The 20,454-nt window shown below is 63.0% G+C and carries 19 protein-coding genes; 17 read left to right on the forward strand and 2 right to left on the reverse strand.

Annotation, left to right across the window (positions count from 1 at the left end):
- Positions 1-158 precede the first annotated feature (158 nt).
- The 14 genes from IE095_RS03835 (at position 159) to IE095_RS03900 (ending at position 16,064) form a co-directional block, all read left to right on the forward strand.
- A complete protein-coding gene (locus IE095_RS03835; RefSeq protein WP_189410301.1) occupies positions 159-2,078 on the forward strand; it encodes an AsmA family protein in 1,920 nt (639 codons plus the stop codon).
- 73 nt (positions 2,079-2,151) lie between these two features.
- Positions 2,152-2,517 carry a hypothetical protein gene (locus IE095_RS03840; protein WP_189410302.1) on the forward strand — a complete coding sequence of 122 codons (366 nt, stop codon included), beginning with the start codon at positions 2,152-2,154 and terminating at the stop codon, positions 2,515-2,517.
- A complete protein-coding gene (locus tag IE095_RS03845; RefSeq protein ID WP_189410303.1) occupies positions 2,510-2,983 on the forward strand; it encodes a hypothetical protein in 474 nt (157 codons plus the stop codon). The genes IE095_RS03840 and IE095_RS03845 overlap by 8 nt, the downstream gene beginning before the upstream one ends.
- A 144-nt stretch (positions 2,984-3,127) precedes the next feature.
- On the forward strand, positions 3,128-3,595 hold the full coding sequence (gene nrdR, locus IE095_RS03850) for a transcriptional regulator NrdR (RefSeq protein ID WP_189410304.1): 468 nt from the start codon (positions 3,128-3,130) through the stop codon (positions 3,593-3,595).
- On the forward strand, positions 3,592-4,674 hold the full coding sequence (gene ribD, locus IE095_RS03855; protein WP_373295392.1) for a bifunctional diaminohydroxyphosphoribosylaminopyrimidine deaminase/5-amino-6-(5-phosphoribosylamino)uracil reductase RibD: 1,083 nt from the start codon (positions 3,592-3,594) through the stop codon (positions 4,672-4,674). The genes nrdR and ribD overlap by 4 nt, the downstream gene beginning before the upstream one ends.
- Before the next feature lie 304 nt (positions 4,675-4,978).
- A complete protein-coding gene (locus IE095_RS03860; protein WP_189410534.1) occupies positions 4,979-6,229 on the forward strand; it encodes a sarcosine oxidase subunit beta family protein in 1,251 nt (416 codons plus the stop codon).
- 7 nt (positions 6,230-6,236) lie between these two features.
- Entirely contained in the window at positions 6,237-6,755 is a 519-nt protein-coding gene (locus IE095_RS03865; RefSeq protein WP_189410305.1) for a hypothetical protein, read from the forward strand.
- The gene (locus tag IE095_RS03870; RefSeq protein ID WP_189410306.1) at positions 6,755-7,006 is read left to right on the forward strand and encodes a sarcosine oxidase subunit delta; all 252 of its coding nucleotides are present in this window, start codon (positions 6,755-6,757) and stop codon (positions 7,004-7,006) included. Before IE095_RS03865 ends, IE095_RS03870 begins: the two co-directional genes overlap by 1 nt.
- Positions 7,003-9,930 carry a sarcosine oxidase subunit alpha family protein gene (locus tag IE095_RS03875; protein WP_189410307.1) on the forward strand — a complete coding sequence of 976 codons (2,928 nt, stop codon included), beginning with the start codon at positions 7,003-7,005 and terminating at the stop codon, positions 9,928-9,930. The genes IE095_RS03870 and IE095_RS03875 overlap by 4 nt, the downstream gene beginning before the upstream one ends.
- Positions 9,923-10,453, forward strand: coding sequence for a sarcosine oxidase subunit gamma (locus IE095_RS03880; protein ID WP_189410308.1), 531 nt, complete (start codon positions 9,923-9,925; stop codon positions 10,451-10,453). Before IE095_RS03875 ends, IE095_RS03880 begins: the two co-directional genes overlap by 8 nt.
- Positions 10,453-11,580 (forward strand): amidohydrolase, encoded by a 1,128-nt coding sequence (locus tag IE095_RS03885; RefSeq protein WP_189410535.1) that lies wholly within the window; start codon positions 10,453-10,455, stop codon positions 11,578-11,580. The genes IE095_RS03880 and IE095_RS03885 overlap by 1 nt, the downstream gene beginning before the upstream one ends.
- A 172-nt stretch (positions 11,581-11,752) precedes the next feature.
- Positions 11,753-13,669: a DNA primase gene (gene dnaG, locus IE095_RS03890; RefSeq protein ID WP_189410309.1), complete on the forward strand. Its 1,917-nt coding sequence runs from the start codon at positions 11,753-11,755 to the stop codon at positions 13,667-13,669.
- Positions 13,670-13,759: 90 nt separating this feature from the next.
- A complete protein-coding gene (gene rpoD, locus IE095_RS03895; protein ID WP_189410310.1) occupies positions 13,760-15,760 on the forward strand; it encodes an RNA polymerase sigma factor RpoD in 2,001 nt (666 codons plus the stop codon).
- A gap of 13 nt (positions 15,761-15,773) precedes the next feature.
- Positions 15,774-16,064, forward strand: coding sequence for a hypothetical protein (locus IE095_RS03900; RefSeq protein ID WP_189410311.1), 291 nt, complete (start codon positions 15,774-15,776; stop codon positions 16,062-16,064).
- A gap of 94 nt (positions 16,065-16,158) precedes the next feature.
- Here the strand turns inward: IE095_RS03900 and IE095_RS03905 are convergent, their stop codons facing one another.
- Positions 16,159-16,764, reverse strand: coding sequence for a GcrA family cell cycle regulator (locus IE095_RS03905; protein WP_189410312.1), 606 nt, complete (start codon positions 16,762-16,764; stop codon positions 16,159-16,161).
- Between the two features lie 57 nt (positions 16,765-16,821).
- Entirely contained in the window at positions 16,822-17,202 is a 381-nt protein-coding gene (locus IE095_RS03910; RefSeq protein WP_189410313.1) for a hypothetical protein, read from the reverse strand.
- A 260-nt stretch (positions 17,203-17,462) separates the two neighbouring features.
- Between IE095_RS03910 and IE095_RS03915 the strand changes: the two genes are divergently transcribed.
- The 3 genes from IE095_RS03915 (at position 17,463) to IE095_RS03925 (ending at position 20,432) form a co-directional block, all read left to right on the forward strand.
- Positions 17,463-18,635, forward strand: coding sequence for an aspartate aminotransferase family protein (locus tag IE095_RS03915; protein WP_189410314.1), 1,173 nt, complete (start codon positions 17,463-17,465; stop codon positions 18,633-18,635).
- Positions 18,636-18,705: 70 nt separating this feature from the next.
- Positions 18,706-19,632 (forward strand): ornithine carbamoyltransferase, encoded by a 927-nt coding sequence (argF, locus tag IE095_RS03920; protein ID WP_189410315.1) that lies wholly within the window; start codon positions 18,706-18,708, stop codon positions 19,630-19,632.
- Complete coding sequence (locus IE095_RS03925; protein ID WP_189410316.1) at positions 19,617-20,432, forward strand: CE1 family esterase; 816 nt, start codon at positions 19,617-19,619, stop codon at positions 20,430-20,432. Before argF ends, IE095_RS03925 begins: the two co-directional genes overlap by 16 nt.
- Positions 20,433-20,454 lie beyond the last annotated feature (22 nt).

Consider the following 20,454-nt stretch of genomic DNA (forward strand, 5'->3'; position numbering starts at 1 on the left):
GGGTTTGCGGGGCGGTGGGTTTCACCCACCCTATGGGTCGGAAGCGCATGATGGGCCAATGGCCCATCCTACGGAACGGGGCGAGCCCGACCTACGCTTTACGCAAATCTTTGGCCGCGCTATCCTTTCCCAAGATGTTGTGTTTTCGGGAGGCCATTATGCGTTGGATTGTGCGGATCGTTGGGACATTGCTGGTTCTGATCCTGCTGGCCTTTGCGGCGTTGTTCTTTGTGCCTGCCGAAAAGATCGCGCAATTGGCGGCCGAGCGGTTTGAGCGGGCGACGGGCCGCGCGTTGACCATTGGCGGCGATATTCGTCCGACCTTTTGGCCGGTGCTGGGGGTTTCGACCGGGCCGGTGAGGGTGGCGAATGCGGATTGGGCCAGTGAAACGCCGATGTTCAAGGCGCAAGGGCTGTCGATTGGTGTCGATGCCGGGGCCTTGATCGGGGGTGAGGTGCGGGTGACCGAAGTCGTCGCCGATGCGCCCGAAATTCTGCTGGAGAGGGGCGCGGATGGGCGCGCGAATTGGGAATTTGGTGGGGGCGGTGGCGGTGGTGAAGCGGGGGCCTCGGGCGGCGCGGCCCCGGCCTTTACGCTGGACCGGGGGGAAATTCGCGGCGGGGCGGTGACTTACATCGACCATGCCCTTGGCGAGACCTTGGCGCTGACGGCGCTGGATATGGACTTTGCGCTGCCCGATTGGGCGGGGGCGGCGACGGCCAATGTCAAAGGCCAATTGCGGGGGCAGGATTTCACTGCCGACGTGAGTTTGGCGCAGGCGAATGCGGCGTTGTCGGGCAAGCTGACGGGCTTGACGCTGGCCTTGCGGGCGGGGGCGGCTCAGGTGGGTTTTGATGGTAAGGCGGGGCTGTCGCCCTTGATGGCCGAGGGGAAGCTGGACGCCGATCTGGGCGATCTGGCGGCGCTGTCGCGGCTGGTTGGCATGGCGCGGCCGGAACTGCCGCAGGGTCTGGGTGCGGGGTTGGTGAAGGCCAAAGGTGATCTGACGCTGACGCCCGAGGGCAGCGTGCATCTGCGGGGGGCGGGGCTGGTTCTGGATGGCAACAGCCTGTCGGGTGATGTGGATTATGGGCCGGGGGCGGCGCGGCCGAAGATCAGCGCAAACCTGCGGGGCGGAAAGATCGATCTGCGGGGGCTGACGGGCGAAGGCGGGTCGGGTGGCGGGGGAGGCGGTTCGGGTTGGCCGAAGGACCGGATTGATGTGTCGGGTCTGGGCGCGGTGGACGGGGCCTTGGCCTTGCAGGCCGAGGCAGTCGAACTGGGCTGGATGCAGTTGGGTCCGACGCAGGCGGTGGTGAGCCTTGAGGATCGGCGGGCGGTGATCGAGTTGAAAAAGGTCAGCGCCTATGAGGGGGCGATCGCCGGGCAGGTGGTGGTGAACGGGCGGGGGGGCCTGTCGGTGGGCGGCGATCTGGTGATTGGCGGGCTGTCGATGCAGCCCCTGCTACAGGATCTGGCGGGGTTTGACCGGTTGCTGGCGAAGGGGGATGTGAAGCTGAAATTCCTGTCGGCGGGCGACAATGTGGCGCAGTTGATGGCGGGGCTTTCGGGGAATGGGTCTGTCGCCTTGGGGCAGGGGGAAATCCGGGGTTTGGACATCGGCGGGATGATCACGAACCTAGACCCCGGCTATGTCGGCGAGGGGGCGAAGACGATTTTCAGCGGGCTGTCGGGGACGTTCACGATGGAGGGGGGCGTGGTGTCGAACAAAGACATGGCGCTGGCCTCGCCCGTGGTGAATGTGAACGGGCGGGGGAAGGTCGATCTGGGGGGGCGGAGTCTGGATTACCGGGTGGTGCCAAAGGTGGCGGCGGTGAACGGGCTGAAAGTGCCGGTGGATATTTCAGGGCCTTGGGACAACCTGTCCTACAAGATCGACGTGAAGGCGGCGACGGGGGTGGATGTCGAGGAAGAGGCCAAGACGAAGATCGAGGAAAAGCTGGGGATCAAGCGGAAAAAGGGCGAAAGCCTGGAGGATGCGGCGAAGCGGAAGGCGGAAAAGAAGCTGGAGCGGGAGGCGAAGAAGGCCTTGGAAGGGCTGCTGGGCGGAGAATAGCCGAAGGGATGCGGGCGGGGCGTTTTCCTTGGCCGCGCGGGGGGCTATACTGACGGCAAAACAGGAGCAGGCGATGAAGAAATTCCTTTTGGCGGTGACCTTGGTTTTGGCCGGTCCAGCGCAGGCCTTTATGGCGGAAAATGATGTGCGGGTGGCGGCGATGGACGGGGGGCAGTTCCTGGTGGGGCCGGTGCCGGGTATGGGGGCAGCGGCCTCATGGTGTGCGGCGGGGGATTATGCGCTACGGAAGCTGAATCTGGCGCCGACGGATCGGATTTGGCGGGTGTCGGTGCCGCCGCGGAAGCAGGGTGAGGGTGTGGTGTTTGCGCTGACAGGCGACGGGGCTTCGCCGAAAACCGGGCTTGTGCGGATTCCGGATGACGGCAGCATGACGGTGGCGGGGGCGCAGGCGCTGTGCTGGGCGCTGAACTTTGAATAAGGCGCTGGTTCTGGCGCTGTTCCTGCCGGAGGCGGCCTTGGCGGATTGTGCGGAGGGGACGTTTTTGTCCTGCACGATCAAGGGCAAGGCGCTGGATGTCTGTGTGGCGGGCGACCGGGTGACCTATGCCTTTGGGCCAGCGGGCGTGCCAGAGTTGGAATTGTCGGAACCCTTGTCAGCCTTGACGCACAGTCCGTGGAGCGGGGTGGGGCGGTCGATTTGGGAGGGGCTGGGGTTTCGGAACGAAGGCTATACCTATGAGGCCTATCTGAGTTTTGACCGGCTGAACCAAGCGGCGGGGATGGAGGGGGGCGTGACGGTGCTGAAGGGCGAGAAGATCGTCACGCAACTGGCCTGCGATGCAGGCACGGTGGAGGGCCATTTCGACACTTTGACCGAGGCGATGGCGGGGCAGGGCTATTGCTGGAACCCTGCGGATTTCCGTTATCAGCAGGGGGGCTGCTGAGTCCCTGACGCCACAGGTCTGGGGCTATATCCTGTGGTGGCAAATTCCCGCTGGCCCATGGCTGCTGTCTGCCCCTATAGTTGGGGGACAACGGGGGAATAACCCCCGGACTTGAGGCAGTCATAAAGATCAGGGGGATAGCCCATGCGTTGCCCGTTTTGCGGGAATATTGACACGCAGGTGAAGGACTCGCGCCCGGCGGAGGACCATGTGTCGATCCGTCGCAGGCGTTTTTGTCCGGCCTGCGGGGGGCGCTTTACGACCTATGAACGGGTCCAATTGCGCGATCTGGTGGTGATCAAATCCAGCGGTAAGCGCGAGGATTTTGATCGGGACAAGCTGGAACGTTCGATCCGCATTGCCATGCAGAAGCGGCCGATTGAGCCGGAGCGGATCGATCAGATGATTTCGGGGATCGTGCGGCGCTTGGAAAGTCTGGGGGAAACGGACATTCCATCGCGGACGATTGGTGAGATCGTGATGGAAAGCCTGGCGCGGATCGACACGGTCGGCTATGTGCGTTTCGCGAGCGTTTACAAGAACTTCCAGGCGGCGGACGACTTTGACAAGTTTGTCTCTGAGCTGCGGCCGACAGGTGCGGCGGAAGAGTGAGCGACGAAGACCACATGCGCCATGCCCTGGGCCTTGCGGCCCGGGGATTGGGTCAGGTCTGGCCCAATCCGGCAGTGGGTTGCGTGATCGTGAAAGAGGGGCGGATCGTCGGGCGGGGCTGGACCCAGCCGGGCGGTCGGCCCCATGCGGAACGCCGCGCGCTGGATCAGGCGGGGGCGGCGGCACGGGGGGCTACGGCCTATGTGACGCTGGAGCCCTGTGCGCATCACGGCCATACGCCGCCCTGTGCCGATGGGCTGATCGAGGCGGGGGTGACAAGGGTTGTCACCGCGCTGACCGACCCGGATGCGCGGGTGGCGGGCAAGGGCCATGCGATGCTGCGGGCGGCGGGAATTGCGGTGCGCGAGGGCGTTTTGTCCGATGCGGCGCGGATTTTGAACCGGGGTTTCCTGAAACGGGTGGAACAGGGCCTGCCGCTGGTGACGCTGAAACTGGCGACCACCTTGGACGGGCGGATTGCCACAAGCACGGGCGAAAGCCGCTGGATCACCGGGCCCGAGGCGCGGCGTCAGGTGCATCTGATGCGGTTGACGCATGATGCGGTGATGGTGGGCAGCGGCACGGCGCGGGCGGATGATCCTGATCTTGGGGTGCGCGATCTGGGGGCCGTGCGGCAGCCCATTCGGGTGGTGCTCGACAGTGCTTTGTCGCTGTCGCCGGACAGTGTGTTGGGACGAACGGCGCGGGAAAGATCGGTCTGGATTCTGCATGGGCCGGATGTGCCCCTGACCGCGCGCCACGGCTGGATGCGGACCGGGGCGCAGTTGATCCAATTGCCGGAGGGGCCGCGTGACCTTGCTGCCGCGTTGCGGGCGCTGGGCGAACGCGGGCTGACGCGGGTGTTTTGTGAGGGCGGGGGGCAGTTGGCCGCCAGCCTGATCGGGGCTGGGTTGGTGGATGATCTGGCGGTGTTCAACGCCGGGGCGCTGATCGGGGCCGATGGCGTGGCGGCCTTGGCGGGTTTGGGCGTGCAAGCCTTGGCCGACGCGCCGCGCTTTGTCTTGGCGGGGCAAGAGCGGGTTGGGGCCGATGTTTTGAGCCTTTGGCGGCGGGAATAGGGCGGAGGAAAGGGCTGCGCGCGCCGCGGGGTGGGCGCAGCCACGGCAGTTCCCCCCGATTTATGGTGCAATCCCGAAAGACGTCGCGCTTGCGGCCGACGTTGCAATCGCGCACGCCCTGGGGGGCGGCGTGCGCGGCCCGGCTGGTCGCCGGGCGGAACATTTGGCTGGTGCTGCACACTGGAGGGCAAGCCAATTTTCCATTCACGACATTTTTCGTCGCCCGCGGCAGGGGCGGGCGGGGCAGGTCTTGCTATTCCTGACCCAAGGCTTTCAGATGAGCCAACAGGATACGGGGCCGCCGATGCGCTATTCAGGTTTCAATGTCATTCGTCAGGGCCTGAGCGGCAACAAAGGCTGGACGCCCGCTTGGCGCGATCCGGCCCCCAAGGCGGAATATGATGTTGTCATTATTGGCGGCGGCGGGCATGGGCTTTCCACCGCCTATTATCTGGCGAAAAATCATGGGCTGACGAATATTGCTGTCGTCGAAAAGGGCTATCTGGGCGGCGGCAACATCGGGCGGAACACGACGATTGTGCGGGCCAACTATTTCCTGCCGGGGAACAGCGAGTTCTATTCGCATTCGCTGAAACTGTGGGAGGGGTTGGAGGCCGACCTCAATTACAACGTCATGCATTCCCAGCGGGGGCTGATCAACCTGTTCCATTCCGATGGGCAGCGGGACGCCTTTGTGCGGCGGGGCAATGCGATGATCAATCAGGGGGATGATGCCATCCTTTTGGACCGGGAAGGGGTGCGGAAACATCTGCCCTACCTCGATTTCGAACAGACCCGCTTTCCGATTTACGGCGGGCTTTTGCATCCGCGCGGGGGTTCTGCGCGGCATGATGCTGTGGCTTGGGGCTATGCGCGCGGGGCCGACCAGCGGGGCGTCGATCTGATCCAGAATTGCGAAGTGACGGGGATTGATGTGTCGGGCGGCCGTGTGACGGGGGTTCAGACGACGCGGGGGGCGATCCGGGCGAAGAAGGTGGCCATCATCGTGGCGGGGCGGTCGAGCCAAGTCGCCGCAATGGCGGGGATGCGCTTGCCGATTGAAAGCCATGTCTTGCAGGCCTTTGTGACCGAGGGGCTGAAGCCGGTGATTGACCATGTTGTCAGTTTCGGGATGGGGCATTTCTATATCAGCCAGTCGGACAAGGGCGGATTGGTCTTTGGTGGCGATCTGGATTTCTATGCCTCTTACGCCGCGCGGGGGAACCTGCCGATGGTCGAACATGTGATGGAGGCGGGGATGACGCTGATGCCGATGATCGGGCGCGCCAAGGTGCTGCGGTCTTGGGGCGGGATCATGGATATGTCGCCGGACGGGTCGCCCATCATCGACAAGACGGGGATTGAAGGGCTGTATCTGGATTGTGGCTGGAACTATGGGGGGTTCAAGGCGGTGCCCGCCAGCGGCTGGTGCATGGCACATTTGGTGGCGACGGATACGCCGCATGAATACGCGGCGCGGTTCCGGCTGGATCGGTTCAGAACGGGGCATCTTCTGGATGAAGAAGGCACCGGCTCGCAGCACAATTTGCATTGAGGGGATGATGAGGAAGTCCCTTTGTGCCATGGCGTCGTGCCTGTTCGGGCTTTTCCCAAGTTTTGTCTTGGGCGAGGTTTGTATGAGAGGTGAAATTATAGAGGTAGCGTTGGGTATGGAGGGAGCGCCTAGTTTGCACGGCTGTAGACCTCTTTTCGCTTTTGAAGACAGCTTTGGTGCCAAAGGCGTTTTTGTGAACAGTATGCCAGGATTGACCGTGTCAAAGTCAGGGCGTCCTCAAGTGCATGTTCGGCTGGAGTCCAAATTGACTTGGGAAGAACTCGATCAGGCCACCTTGGCGACGGGAGGTACATTGGAGACGGCCATTTCAGAATATCAATTGTCTTTGCGAGAGATTGCATGCGCGGGTGGTTACGCGAATTTCTTGAACGCGGGCGGCTCACTTCACATTACGCTAACTGCAACCAAGATGCTCGAAAACCCTGAGCCATTGGAGTTGGGGATGGGGTTGGTCACTTTGATCGACCTTGAAATCGACACTCCGCAAGACTGCGAGGCCCCATAATGCGCCTGACCTGCCCCCTTTGTGGCCCGCGTGATCGTCGGGAGTTTTATTACTCCGGTTCCGCCGATTACCTGACCCGCCCTGCTACGGATGATGCCGCAGGGTGGGACAACCATTTGCATCTGCGCGACAACCCCGCCGGGGAGACGCGGGATTTGTGGTATCATGAGACGGGCTGTGCGCAGTGGCTGCTGGTCACGCGCGATACGGTGACCCATGTGATTTCCAAGGTGGAGCTGGTGGCGAAATGAGGGTGGCGGGCAAGGGTTTGGTGGATCTGTCGGCACCCATCGGCTTTCGCTTTGACGGGCGGGATTATGTCGGGGCCGAGGGCGATACGCTGGCCTCGGCGCTGCTCGCCAATGGCGTGCGGGTCGTGGGGCGCAGTTTCAAATACCACCGTCCCAGGGGTGTTCTGACGGCGGGGTCCGAGGAACCGAACGCGATGGTGGAGATGGTCGAGGGCGATCAGCAGACGCCGAACGTGCGGGCGACGGTGCAGGAATTGTATCAGGGGCTTGTGGCGCGCAGTCAGAACCGCTGGCCCTCGGCCCGGTTTGACGTGATGGCGGTGAATGATTTCGCCTCTCCCCTGCTTGGCGCAGGCTTCTACTACAAGACCTTCATGTGGCCGCGGCGCTTTTGGGAGGGGCTGTATGAGCCGGTGATCCGGCGGGCGGCGGGCTTGGGTTCGCTTTCGGGGAAGCATGACGAGGGCGAGTATGAGAAGGCCTATGCGTTTTGCGATCTGCTGGTGGTGGGTGGCGGGCCTGCGGGGTTGATGGCGGCCTTGGTGGCGGCCAAGGCCGGGGCGGATGTGATCCTGGCGGATGAGGGCGCGCGGATTGGTGGGCGGCTTCTGACCGATGGGGAAACGGTTGACGGGTTAAGCGGGCCGGATTGGGTGGCGCAAGCCTTGGCGGCGATGCCGAATGTGCGGGTGATGACGCGGACCAGCGTGACGGGGGCCTATGACGATGGCACCTATGGCGCGCTGGAACGGGTGGGGCTGCATCTTGCGCCGCGCGACCATCTGCCGCGGGAATGCTTCTGGCGGATCGTCGCGAAACAGGCGGTCATGGCGACGGGGGCTTTGGAGCGGCCCATTGCCTTCCCGGACAATGACCGGCCGGGGGTGATGCTGGCGAGCGGGGTTCAGGCTTACCTGAACCGCTATGGCGTGGCGACGGGGCGGCGGGTGACGCTGTTTGCGAACAACGAAGCGGCGCGGGCGGTGGCGCGGGATCTGATGGCGGCAGGCGTGCAGGTGGCGGCGATCATCGACAGCCGCGAGGGGGCGAGCGTCGCCGAGGACTGCCCGGTTTACGCGGGCGCGCGGGTTGTGGGGACGCGGGGGCGGCTGGGTCTGAAAGAGATCACGGTGGCGCATAAGGGGGATGAGATCACCATTGAAACCGACTGTCTGGCGGTTTCGGGGGGGTGGAATCCGACGCTGCATCTGGCCTGTCACCACAACGGGCGTCCGGTTTGGGATGATGGGATTGCGGCCTTTGTGCCGAAGCCGGGGATGGTGCCGGGGCTGACGGCGGCGGGGGCTGCGGCGGGGGTCTTTGGGCTGGCCGCCTGTCTGGAATCGGGCAAGGCGGTGGGGAAAGCGGCGGTGGAGGCTTTGGGGCTGAAGACCAAGCCCGTAAAGGTGCCTGCCGCGACGGACCGGGCCTATGGGATTGAACCGCTGTGGCATGTGCCGGGCAAGGGCGGGCTTTGGGCGCGGGAATGGCTGGACTTTGCCAATGACGTGACGGTCAAGGATGTGAAGCTTTCGGCGCAGGAAGGCTTTGTCAGCGTTGAACATATGAAGCGTTACACGACGCAGGGCATGGCCCCCGATCAGGGCAAGAATTCCAATGTCGCGGCCTTGGCCGTTTTGGCCGATGCGACGGGGCGTTCGATCCCGGAAACGGGGACGACGACCTTCCGCCCGCCCTATACGCCGGTGTCCATCGCCGCGATGGGGGCCGGTGGGCGGGGCATGGGCTTTGCGCCGCAACGGTTTTTGACCTCGCATCAGGCGAGCGTGGAACGCCATGCGCCGATGATCGAGGCAGGGCTTTGGTATCGGCCGAGCTATTTCCCGAAACCGGGCGAGACGACCTGGCAGCAGGCTTGCGAGCGGGAAGTGCGGATGGTGCGGACGCATGTGGGTGTCTGCGATGTGTCGACGCTGGGCAAGATTGACTTGCAGGGCAAGGATGCGGGACGGTTTCTGGATTTCGTTTATGCCAATACCTTCAGCACCCTTCAGCCGGGCCGCGTGCGCTATGGGCTGATGCTGCGCGAGGATGGGATGGTGCTGGACGATGGCACCACGGCCTGTCTGGCGCCGAACCACTATCTGATGACGACGACAACCGCAGCGGCGGGGCTGGTCATGCGGCATCTGGATTTCGTGAAACAGGCGTTCTGCGCCGATTGGGATGTGCGGTTCATCAGCGTCACCGAACAATGGGCGCAGTTTGCGGTGGCCGGGCCTTTGGCGCGGACCTTGCTGAACAGCGTTCTGGATCAGCCGCTGGATATGGCGCGGTTTCCGTTCATGGGCTGTGGTTCGGTGCAGGTGCAGGGCGTTCAGGCGCGGCTGTTCCGGATCAGTTTTTCGGGTGAGGAAGGCTATGAAATTGCCGTTCCCGCCCGCTATGGCGAGGCTTTGTTCCGGGATTTGCTGGCGCGGGCGGAAACCATGGGCGGCGGGCCTTATGGGATGGAGGCGCTGAATGTGCTGCGCATCGAGAAAGGCTTTCTGACCCATGCCGAAATGCACGGGCGGGTGACGGCTTTTGATCTGGGCCTGCAAAAGATGATCGCCGCCAAGGATTGCATTGGCAAGGGGGCCAGCCTACGGCCCGGTCTTTCGGGGCCTGAGCGCGAGCAGTTGGTGGGGCTGCGGCCGGTGCAGGATCAGGCCATCACGGCGGGGGCGCATCTGTTCACGCCGGGGGATACAGTCGAACGGGTGAATGACCAAGGCTATGTCACCTCGGTCGGCCAATCACCCACTTTGGGCGGCTGGCTGGCGTTGGCGTTTTTGAAGAACGGTCGGGCAAGGCATGGCGAAAATGTGCGGCTGGTGGACCATCTGCGCGGCATCGACTGCCTGTGTCAGGTGAGCGGGCCGGTGTTCCACGACCCCGAGGGAGGGAAGCTTCGTGCCTAATCTGATCGCAAAATCAGCCCTGTTCGGGCAGGCGCCTTTGACGCTTGGCGGGGTGACTTTGGCCGAAGCGCCGCTGGGTGAAATGTTTTCGGTCGCGGGGCAGGGCAAGGCTTTGGATAAGGCGCTGGGCAAACTGGGGCTTGTCATGCCTGCGCCGAATTCTTGCGCTGTGGGGACGGGGGGCGTGATCGTCTGGACTGGGCGGGATCAGGCCTTTCTGCTGGGGGATGGCAGCACTCTGGCCGAGGTTGCGGCGGTGACGGATCAGTCGGACGGCTGGGCGCATCTGACTTTGGAAGGTGATTTCGTAGCGGTTCTGGCGCGGCTGGTGCCGGTCGATCTGCGGGGCTTTGGCGTGGGGCAAGCGCTTCGCGTTGGTTTGGGCCATATGCAGGCGGTGATCTTTTGCACGGCGGCGGCACGGGCGGATTTGTTGGTGTTCCGATCGATGGCGCGGACCGCTTGGGATGAAATTGCCCATGCCATGCAACATCTTGCGGCGCGGCGGGTCGTGGGTCTGTGATGGATATTCCCCGGCTGGTCGGCCTTCGCCACGCTTTGCACCGCAAGCCCGAATTGTCGGGTTCTGAGCGCGAGACAGCGGCGACACTGGCCGCCTTTCTGGTCGAAAGCGCGCCGGATCAGGTGGTGACGGGCTTGGGCGGGCATGGGTTGGCGGTGGTTTACAACGGTTCAGCGCCGGGGCCTTCGCTGCTGATCCGGTCGGAACTGGATGCCCTTCCCATCGCCGAACAGCCGCGGCATGACCATGGGTCCGAACGCCCCGGCTGGGGGCATCTGTGCGGGCATGACGGACATTCGACGATTTTGGCGGGTCTTGGTCTGGCCTTGGGCCGCAAACGTCCGGCCAAGGGGCGGGTCATTCTGATGTTCCAGCCGTCGGAAGAAAACGGCGCGGGGGCGGCAGCGGTCTTGGCCGATCCGGCCTTTGCGCCGCTGCGCCCCGATCTGGCGGTGTCCTTGCACAATATGCCGGGGCTGCCCTTGGGGTCTTGGGCCTTGGTGGAAGGCGCGGCCAATTGCGCCTCGGTCGGGATGCGGGTGGTGCTGACGGGGCGGGAATCTCATGCCTCGCAACCGGAACTCGGCAAATCGCCGGGTCCGGCGATGGCGCGGCTGATCGCGGCTTTGGCGAAATTGGGCAAGGGTGGGCCGCTTGCGCCGGATTATCGACTGGTGACGGTGACCCATGCGACGTTGGGGGAACCGGCCTTTGGCATTTCGCCGGGGCATGGCGAGGTTTGGGCGACGCTGCGTTGTGTGAGCGACGGCCCGATGGCGGCCCTGCGGGCCGAGGCGGAAGCCTTGGCGCGATCCAAAGCGCGGGGGCTGGGGGTCGCGATCACTTGGCACGATGATTTTTCGGCCTGCGTGAACCATCCGGTGGCGACAAAGCTGTTGTTGGGGGCCTTGCTGGCCAGCGGTCTGCCCGAGACCCGCTATGATTTTCCGATGCGGGGGTCGGAAGATTTCGGGCGGTTCGGGCAGGTCTGCCCGTCGGCGATGTTCCTGCTGGGTTCGGGGGAAAAGCACCCGGCACTGCACAACCCGGATTATGATTTCCCCGATACGCTGATCACGCCCGCTGTTGGCGTTTTCCAAAGGGTGATTGGGGATTATCTGGGGTAGTGCCCCCCCCTCCCCATCCCTCCCTCACGAGGGGGGAGGGGGCCGCCTCCGATCCGCGCTGCACTGGTTTGGCGCGCTTTCCCCGCCCCCGCGTGGGGAGGGGTTAGGGGTGGGGGGCGCCTGCGCAAACCGGGGGTAGGATTCCCCCGGCCATGGTCCTAGATTACCCCCCATGAGCCTGCCACCCGGATTCCTTGACGAGTTGCGCAACCGTGTGTCCCTTTCGTCCGTTGTGGGGCGCAAGGTGACTTGGGACGCGCGCAAGTCAAACATCGGCAAGGGGGATATGTGGGCGCCTTGCCCGTTTCATCAGGAAAAGTCGGCCTCGTTCCATGTGGATGATCGGAAAGGGTTTTATTACTGCTTTGGTTGCCATGCCAAAGGGGATGCCGTCACCTTTTTGAAGGAAAGCGAGAACCTGTCTTTCATCGAGGCGGTGGAGGTTCTGGCGCGTGAGGCGGGGATGCCGATGCCGGAACGCGATGAGCGGGCGGCGCAGGTGGCGGACCGGCGGACGCAATTGGCGCAGGTGACGGAAGAGGCGGTGAAGTGGTTCCGCCTGCAACTGAAGACGAACGGGGCGTCGGAAGCGCGGGATTATCTGGAGCGGCGGCGTCTGCCTGTAGCGGCGCAGGATCGGTGGGAGATTGGTTGGAACCCCGAGAATCGGCAGGGGCTGTTTCAGGCCTTGCAGCAGAAGGGTTTTGCGACCGATTTGATCCTTGATTCAGGGGTTTGCGCGAAAACGGATGATGGGTCGATCTATGACCGGTTTCGGGGGCGGATCATCTTTCCCATCCGCGATGCGCGGGGGCGGTGTATCAGTTTCGGCGGGCGGTCTTTGGACCCCAATGCGCGGGCGAAATACCTGAACGGACCGGAAACGGCGCTGTTCGACAAGGGGCGGAACCTGTTCAACCACGGCCCGGCGCGGACGGCGGCGGGCAAGGGACAGCCCTTGATCGTGGCCGAAGGCTATATGGATGTGATTGCCTTGTCGGAGGCGGGTTTTACAGCGGCGGTGGCGCCTTTGGGGACGGCGGTGACCGAGGAGCAGTTGCATCTGATCTGGCGGATCGCGCCAGAACCGATCATTGCGCTGGACGGGGACAAGGCAGGCATTCGGGCGGCGCTGCGGGTGGTTGATCTGGCGCTGCCGCTGATTCAAGCGGGGCAGGGGCTGCGTTTTGCCGTGCTGCCGGGGGGGATGGATCCGGATGATCTGATCAAGGCGCAGGGCGCGGGCGCGATGCAGAAGGTGCTGGATCAGGCCCGGCCGATGGTCGATTTGCTGTGGGAGCGAGAGACCGAGGGCAAGGTTTTCGACAGCCCCGAACGCAAGGCGGCGCTGGAGAAAGACTTGGACCGCGCGCTGGCGAAGATCCGTGACGGTGCCATTCTGGGTCATTACAAGTTGACGCTCAGGGATCTACTTTGGAATCTGTTCAACGCCAAGAAACGCTCGGTCCGCTGGTCTCCAACCGCCAAAGGCAAAGGCCCGGCCGTGCCGGTTGCCGCCTCAAAATCCTCACCCCTGGCGCAGGGGGATGGGGCGGCGGATATGATTGTGCTGGAATCGGTGTTGCTGGCGACGCTGGTCACGCATCCCGCGCTGATCCACCGCTTTGAATCCGATCTGGAGATGTTGGACTTTGCCCATCCTGATCATTTCGGCCTGTGCCAGTGCCTGCTGCGCCACGCCGATGCCGGGCCGGATTTCCATGTTGCGATTGCCGATGAACAGCGCACGGCCCTTGAACGGCTCTTTCAGGAACCCCATGTTCAGATCGCCCCGCCGGTGCGCAACCGGCAGGACCGCGAATTGGCCGCGCTTTGTGTGGCCGAGGGCTTGGCCAAGATCGACGCACGCCGCGCCGCCCGGCAGGAAATTGAGGATGCCATGCAAGATGTGACCGGCCTTGTCGATGAGGGTCTGACCTGGCGCGTTGGCAAAGCGGCCGAGGCCAGAAACCAAAGCGAAAGGTCGGATTTGCAGGATCAGCAGGGCAATGGAGAGGACCGCGCGGCGCTTTCCCGTGCTTTGCAGGACATGATCGACCAACAGGTTTGGGTCAAACCAAGGCGCTAGATGATTCGCCCCTTTCCCCCGTTTTGATTCGCGCTATTGATTCGCTTTACACCGGCTGATTCGCCCATCACCGTATCCGAAGGACTTCGCATGGCCATGAAAGACAACGACGACGGCAAGCCAGAAGAGCAGGAAGCCGATGTATCGCTCGACATGAGCCAAGCCGCCGTCAAGCGCATGATCGCCGATGCGCGGGAACGGGGCTATATCACCTATGACCAGTTGAACGCGGTTCTGCCGCCGGAGCAGGTGTCGTCGGAACAGATTGAAGACGTCATGTCGATGCTGTCGGAGATGGGCATCAATGTGATCGAAGGCGACGAGGCCGAAGAGGGCGAGACCGGCGGCGAGCTGGTCGAAGTCACCTCGAACTCGCGCGAAGTGGCGGTGGCGGGGCCTGCGGCGGAAACGCTGGACCGGACGGATGACCCGGTGCGGATGTATCTGCGGGAAATGGGCAGCGTCGAACTGCTGTCGCGCGAAGGCGAGATTGCGATTGCGAAGCGGATCGAGGCCGGGCGCAACACGATGATCGCGGGCCTGTGCGAAAGCCCGCTGACCTTTCAGGCGATCACCATCTGGCGCGAAGAACTTTTGAACGAAGACATCCTGCTGCGGGATGTGATCGACCTTGAAGCGACCTTTGGCCGCTCGCTGGATGGTGAGGACGACATGGTCGGCCCCGGTCTGGAAGAGGTGGCCGAGGCCGCAGGCGTGGGGGCGGCCCCGCGCCGTCCGGCCGGTGGCGAGCCGGAGTTGGACGCAGACGGCGAGCCGATCATGCGCGCCGATGATGAGGATGAAGATGATGAAGCCAGCGCCATGTCGCTGGCGGCGATGGAAGCGGCGCTGAAGCCGCGCGTTCTGGAAACGCTGGAGCGCATCGCCTTTGATTATGAAACGCTGTCCGAAATGCAGGATCAGCGGATGAATGCGACGGTGAACCGGGCGAAAGCCTTTAGCGCCGATGAAGAGGCAGCCTATCAAAAGCTGCGTTCGGAAATCGTGCTGCTGGTGAACGAGCTGCATCTGAACAACAGCCGGATCGAGGCGCTGATCGACCAACTTTACGGGATCAACCGGAAAATCATGTCGATCAATTCGAACATGGTGAAACTGGCGGATCAGGCGCGGATCAACCGGCGGGAATTCATCGACGAATATCAGGGCCGGGAATTGGACCCGTCCTGGATGGACGCGATGAGCCAAAAGGCGGGGCGTGGCTGGCAGACGCTGGTGGAAAAATTCCGTCCTCAGATTGAGGAACTGCGCGGGGAAATGGCGCAGGTGGGGCAATATGTCGGCGTGGATATTTCCGAATTCCGCCGGATCGTGAACCAGGTCCAGAAGGGCGAGAAAGAGGCGCGTCAGGCCAAGAAGGAAATGGTCGAGGCGAACCTGCGGTTGGTGATCTCGATCGCCAAGAAGTACACGAACCGGGGTTTGCAGTTCTTGGATTTGATTCAGGAAGGCAACATCGGTCTGATGAAGGCCGTTGATAAGTTTGAATATCGGCGGGGCTATAAATTCAGCACCTATGCGACCTGGTGGATCCGGCAAGCGATCACGCGGTCGATTGCCGATCAGGCGCGGACGATCCGGATTCCGGTGCATATGATCGAAACGATCAACAAACTGGTGCGGACGGGGCGGCAGATGCTGCACGAGATTGGCCGGGAACCGACGCCGGAAGAGCTGGCGGAAAAGCTGCAAATGCCGCTGGAAAAGGTTCGCAAGGTGATGAAAATCGCCAAGGAACCGATTTCGCTGGAAACGCCGATTGGGGATGAAGAAGATTCTCAGCTTGGCGATTTCATCGAGGACAAGAATGCGGTGCTGCCGTTGGATTCGGCGATTCAGGAGAACCTGAAGGAAACGACGACACGGGTGCTGGCATCACTGACACCGCGGGAAGAGCGGGTGTTGCGGATGCGGTTCGGGATCGGGATGAACACGGACCATACTTTGGAAGAGGTGGGACAGCAGTTTTCTGTGACGCGGGAGCGGATCCGGCAGATCGAGGCGAAGGCGCTGCGGAAGTTGAAGCATCCGAGCAGGTCGAGGAAGTTGCGGAGTTTCTTGGATCAGTGAGGGACTAATTCCCGTGGTGAAAGGTGCCGAATTCAACGCCTTCCTATCTGAGTTGCGAGAAATTGGCTGGCGGGAGTGGGATCCCATCGGGATTGTCTCATATCGTGCTCGTTGTGAGGATGAATATGATACTTACCTGCTGGCCGCGGCAGAAAAATTGACAAGCGGGGCGTCGGAGCAAACTGTCGCTGACTATCTTGTTGAGGTTGAAATAGGCCGTATGGGCTTCACATTGGCCGAAGGGATGCATTGCCGGGCCATGATTGTCGCTGGGCAAATTTCAGCGATTGTTCATCGGAAATAAGAGTATAGATTTCTGAAGCGACGCAACGAATGCAAAAGGCCGGGGGATGCCCCGGCCTTTTCGTATTAATGTGGCCGTCGGGCCAAGGCCCGACCTACCGGCGGCGGTCGCGGCGGGCGCTCATGGGTTGGAAGGCGACGCCGACATGGGCCTCGCAATAGGGTTTGCCGGGTTGTGAGGGCAGTCCGCAGAACCAGAAGTCTTCGGTGGCGGGGTCGCCGATGGGCCATTTGCAGGTGCGTTCGGTCAGCTCCATCAGGGTCAGCCGTTTCGCCTTTTTCTCGACCTCGCGCACCGAGGCCAGCGCCTCGGGGCTGATCTCGTTCAGGCTGGGTTGCGGCGGCAGGGGTTGGCCTGCGGGGATGATCGCTTTGCGCAGGGGCAGGGGCGTCACGTTGGACGGTGCCGCGGGGGCGGCCGCTTGGGGGGCGGGCCGTTCGACCGGCGCGGGCTTGGGTTCCACCACCTTTGGGGCTTCGGCCTTGGGTTCCACGGGTTTCGGTGCAGGGGTCGCCGGTGCCGCTTCGGCAACCTCAGCCTCGGCCTCACCGCCGACGCGGTTCGACAGGCCCAGACGATGGACCTTGCCGATCACGGCATTGCGGGTCACACCGCCCAATTCCTTGGCGATCTGGCTGGCCGAGGCCCCATCGTTCCACATCTTCTTGAGCAACTCGACGCGCTCATCGGTCCAGGACATTGCAGTCTCCGCCAAAAGTAAGGCTCTATTTTAAACGCCCCTGTGGCAGAGGCAAGGCTAAAGCACCATCATGCCCGCCGTGCCGATGGCGGCGCCAATCAGACCGACAAGGCAGGCGGGAAAGGCAAAGGGCAGTTTTTCGACCCAAAGGAATCCGGCCATGAGCCCGGCCAGCACAAGGGCATAGATACCGCCCAGAACGCCCAGAACAATGGGGCTATGGCCAAGGCCTTGGGCGGCGTTGAAGTATAGCCCGGTGAGGATACCGAGTGCCAGGCCGATGGGCAGTGAAACAAGTGCCGCCATCAGCGTGAGGGCGGGGTTGGAGCGGGGCGGCTGCTCGGCTTCGGCACCGGGGCTGGGTGTGCCAATGTGCGGTTGGCTCTGGCTTTGGCTTTGGATGCGGCGCAAGCGTTCCTGAAAATCGTCCGAAGCCATTGGTCTTCCCCTTGTTTGGCGTGATATTTCCCCGGAGGTCCAGGCAGTGCAAGCCCTGTTGCGGCTGGACAGGAGGAAATCGGTGGGCTATGCGGGGCATATGAACAAATCCGTCGCCCTTCGTTTGTCGACCCGACGCCGCGCTTAGGCGCGATTGTTCCTTCGTGGCGCGGCATGGTTCTGCGCCCTCAGCCCAAAACTTCAATTGACCTTCGCCCCGGCCTTTGGCAGGCCTTGGGCCAGCCTTTCAGGATAGACCCATGATCAGCCCCGTTCTTCCGACCTATAACCGCGCGCCGATGGCTTTCACCCACGGAAAAGGGGCCTGGCTGACCGCCGAAGATGGCCGCCGCTATCTGGATCTGGGGGCCGGGATCGCGGTGAATGCGTTGGGCCATGCCCATCCCGCGCTGGTGGAGGCGTTGACGGAGCAGGCGGGCAAGGTCTGGCATGTGTCGAACGTGTATCGGATCCCGGAACAGGAGGCGCTGGCCGAGCGGCTGGTGGAGGCGACCTTTGCCGATACGGTGTTCTTTACCAATTCGGGGACCGAGGCAGCGGAACTGGCCGTCAAGATGGCGCGGAAATACTGGTATGAGCAGGGTCAGCCGGAACGGGTGGAGATCCTGACCTTTGAAGGGGCGTTCCACGGGCGTTCCTCGGCGGCGATTGCGGCGGCGGGGTCTGAAAAGATGACCAAGGGCTTCGGGCCTTTGTTGCCGGGGTTCCGGCAATTGCCGTGGGGGGATATTGCGGCGCTGAAAGACGCCATCGGGCCGCAGACGGCGGCGGTGATGCTGGAGCCTTTACAGGGCGAAGGGGGCATTCGTTCGTTGCCGGATGATGCGCTGCGGGCGATCCGGGCCTTGTGCGATGAAGCGGGGGCACTGCTGATCCTGGACGAGGTGCAATGCGGCATGGGGCGGACGGGGAGACTGTTCGCGCATGAATGGGCGGGGATTGCGCCGGATATCATGATGGTGGCCAAGGGCATTGGCGGGGGGTTCCCCTTGGGGGCGGTGCTGGCGACGGAAAAGGCGGCCAGCGGCATGACGGCGGGGACGCATGGTTCGACCTATGGCGGCAATCCTTTGGCCTGTGCGGTGGGGGATGCGGTGACGCGGATCATCGCCGATCCGGGTTTTCTGGCCGAGGTGAACCGCAAGGGGGCGCTGTTCGCGCAGGGCCTGGAAAGTCTGGTGGCGCGGCATCCGACGGTTTTGGAGGCAGTGCGGGGCCAAGGGCTGATGCTGGGGCTGAAGTGCAAGGTCGCGAACACCGATCTGGTGAAGGCGGGCTATGAGGCGGGGGTTCTGATCGTGGGGGCGGCGGACAATGTGGTGCGCCTGTTGCCCGCGCTGAACATCGAGGATGCGGATATTGCCGAGGCGCTGCGCCGATTGGATCAGGCTGCAACGGCGCTGGACGCCTGAACCCCATTCACCCTTTATCAGAGCCGGGTGGCGCGCGGCAAAGCCCGGCCCCCGAAAGCAGAGAAAACCGATGAAACATTTTCTGGATATCCACACCACCGAAGCGGGCCAGTTGCGGGGCATGATTGACAGCGCGCGGGCGATGAAAACCGCGCGGAATGGCCGGCCCAAGGGCGCGCCGGATGACGACCAGCCCTTGGCGGGGCATATGGTGGCGCTGATCTTTGAAAAACCCTCGACCCGGACGCGGGTGTCGTTCGACGTGGGGGTACGGCAGTTGGGCGGGCAGACGATGGTGCTGTCGGGCAAGGAAATGCAACTGGGGCATGGTGAGACGATTGCCGATACGGCGCGGGTTTTGTCGCGCTATGTCGATCTGATCATGATCCGGACGTTTGAAGAAGCGACGCTTTTGGAGATGGCGGAACATGCGACGGTGCCGGTGATCAACGGGCTGACGAACCGGACGCATCCCTGCCAGATCATGGCGGATGTGATGACCTATGAGGAACACCGGGGGCCGATTGCCGGGAAAAAGGTGGTCTGGTCAGGCGACGGCAACAACGTCTGCGCGTCCTTCCTGCATGCGGCGGGGCAGTTCGGCTTTGATCTGACCTTTACCGGGCCGGAACCCTTGGACCCGGAACAGAAATGGCTGGAATTCGCACGGTCTAAAGGGGTGAAGGCCCAGATCACGCGCGACCCGTTCGAGGCGGTGGAAGGGGCCGACCTGGTGGTGACGGATACTTGGGTGTCGATGCACGACCCGGAATCGGCGCGGGAACGGCGGCACAACCAGTTGCGGGGCTATCAGGTGAACGAGGCGCTGATGGCGCGGGCGAAACCGGATGCTTTGTTCATGCACTGCCTGCCCGCCCATCGGAACGACGAGGCGACCAGCGCCGTGATGGACGGGCCGCATTCGGTGATCTTTGACGAGGCGGAAAACCGGCTGCATGCGCAGAAGGCGATCATGCGGTGGTGTCTGGGGGTTTGAAGGCTCTGGTCAAAAGAACGCTGGCGCTGCTGATCTTGGCGGCGCTGGTGGTGCAAATGCGACCCGGCGGGTGGGATGCCATGGCGTGGCTGCGATCGGCGCTTTGGCCGGTGGAGCCGGGGGTTCTGACGGTCGAAATGCGGCCTGATCTGGCCGGGCCCGTGCTGAAAAGCTATGATTACGTGCCACCCAAGAACCGTTTCCCGCCGCATCGCTTTGAAATTGGCGGCGAGGTTCGGCAATTCTATGCCCTACCTGCGCGCGGTGCCGAGGGGCTTCCGCCCTTGGTGATCCTGCTGCATGGCGCGGGGCGGGATGGGCGGGCCATGCTGGACATGTGGGCCAATATTGCCGCCAAGGGTGTTTTCCTTGTGGCTCCTGATGCGTCGGGCGCGCAGTGGAACACCGGAACGGATGGACCAGATTTTTTGGCAGATGTGCTGGATGAGGCGGCGGCGATTCAGCCGTTTGATCGGAACAGGGTCTATCTTTACGGCCATTCCGCTGGGGCGAACATGGCGCTGTACTTGGGAAATTGCACCGATTTTCCTGTGCGCGCTGTGGCCGTCCATGCGGGCGTCTTGCCGGATTGTCCGGGGACGGCAGCGTGGCGACCGCAACTGATCCAGATCGGCGATAGGGATGAGAGCTTTCCGCTGGTGGCCGTCGAACGGGCTGCACAGCAGATTTCAGCGCTGGGCAGCCCGGTGACGTTGCGCGTGATCCCCGGTCACGATCACTGGTTCTACAATATAGGCCCTGCCTTGGCGGACGAAGCTTGGGCTTTCTTTGCCCGGTAGGATGGCTTGGCGGTTCAACAAG

The organism is Neogemmobacter tilapiae (genome assembly GCF_014652215.1).
Classification (GTDB): domain Bacteria; phylum Pseudomonadota; class Alphaproteobacteria; order Rhodobacterales; family Rhodobacteraceae; genus Neogemmobacter; species Neogemmobacter tilapiae.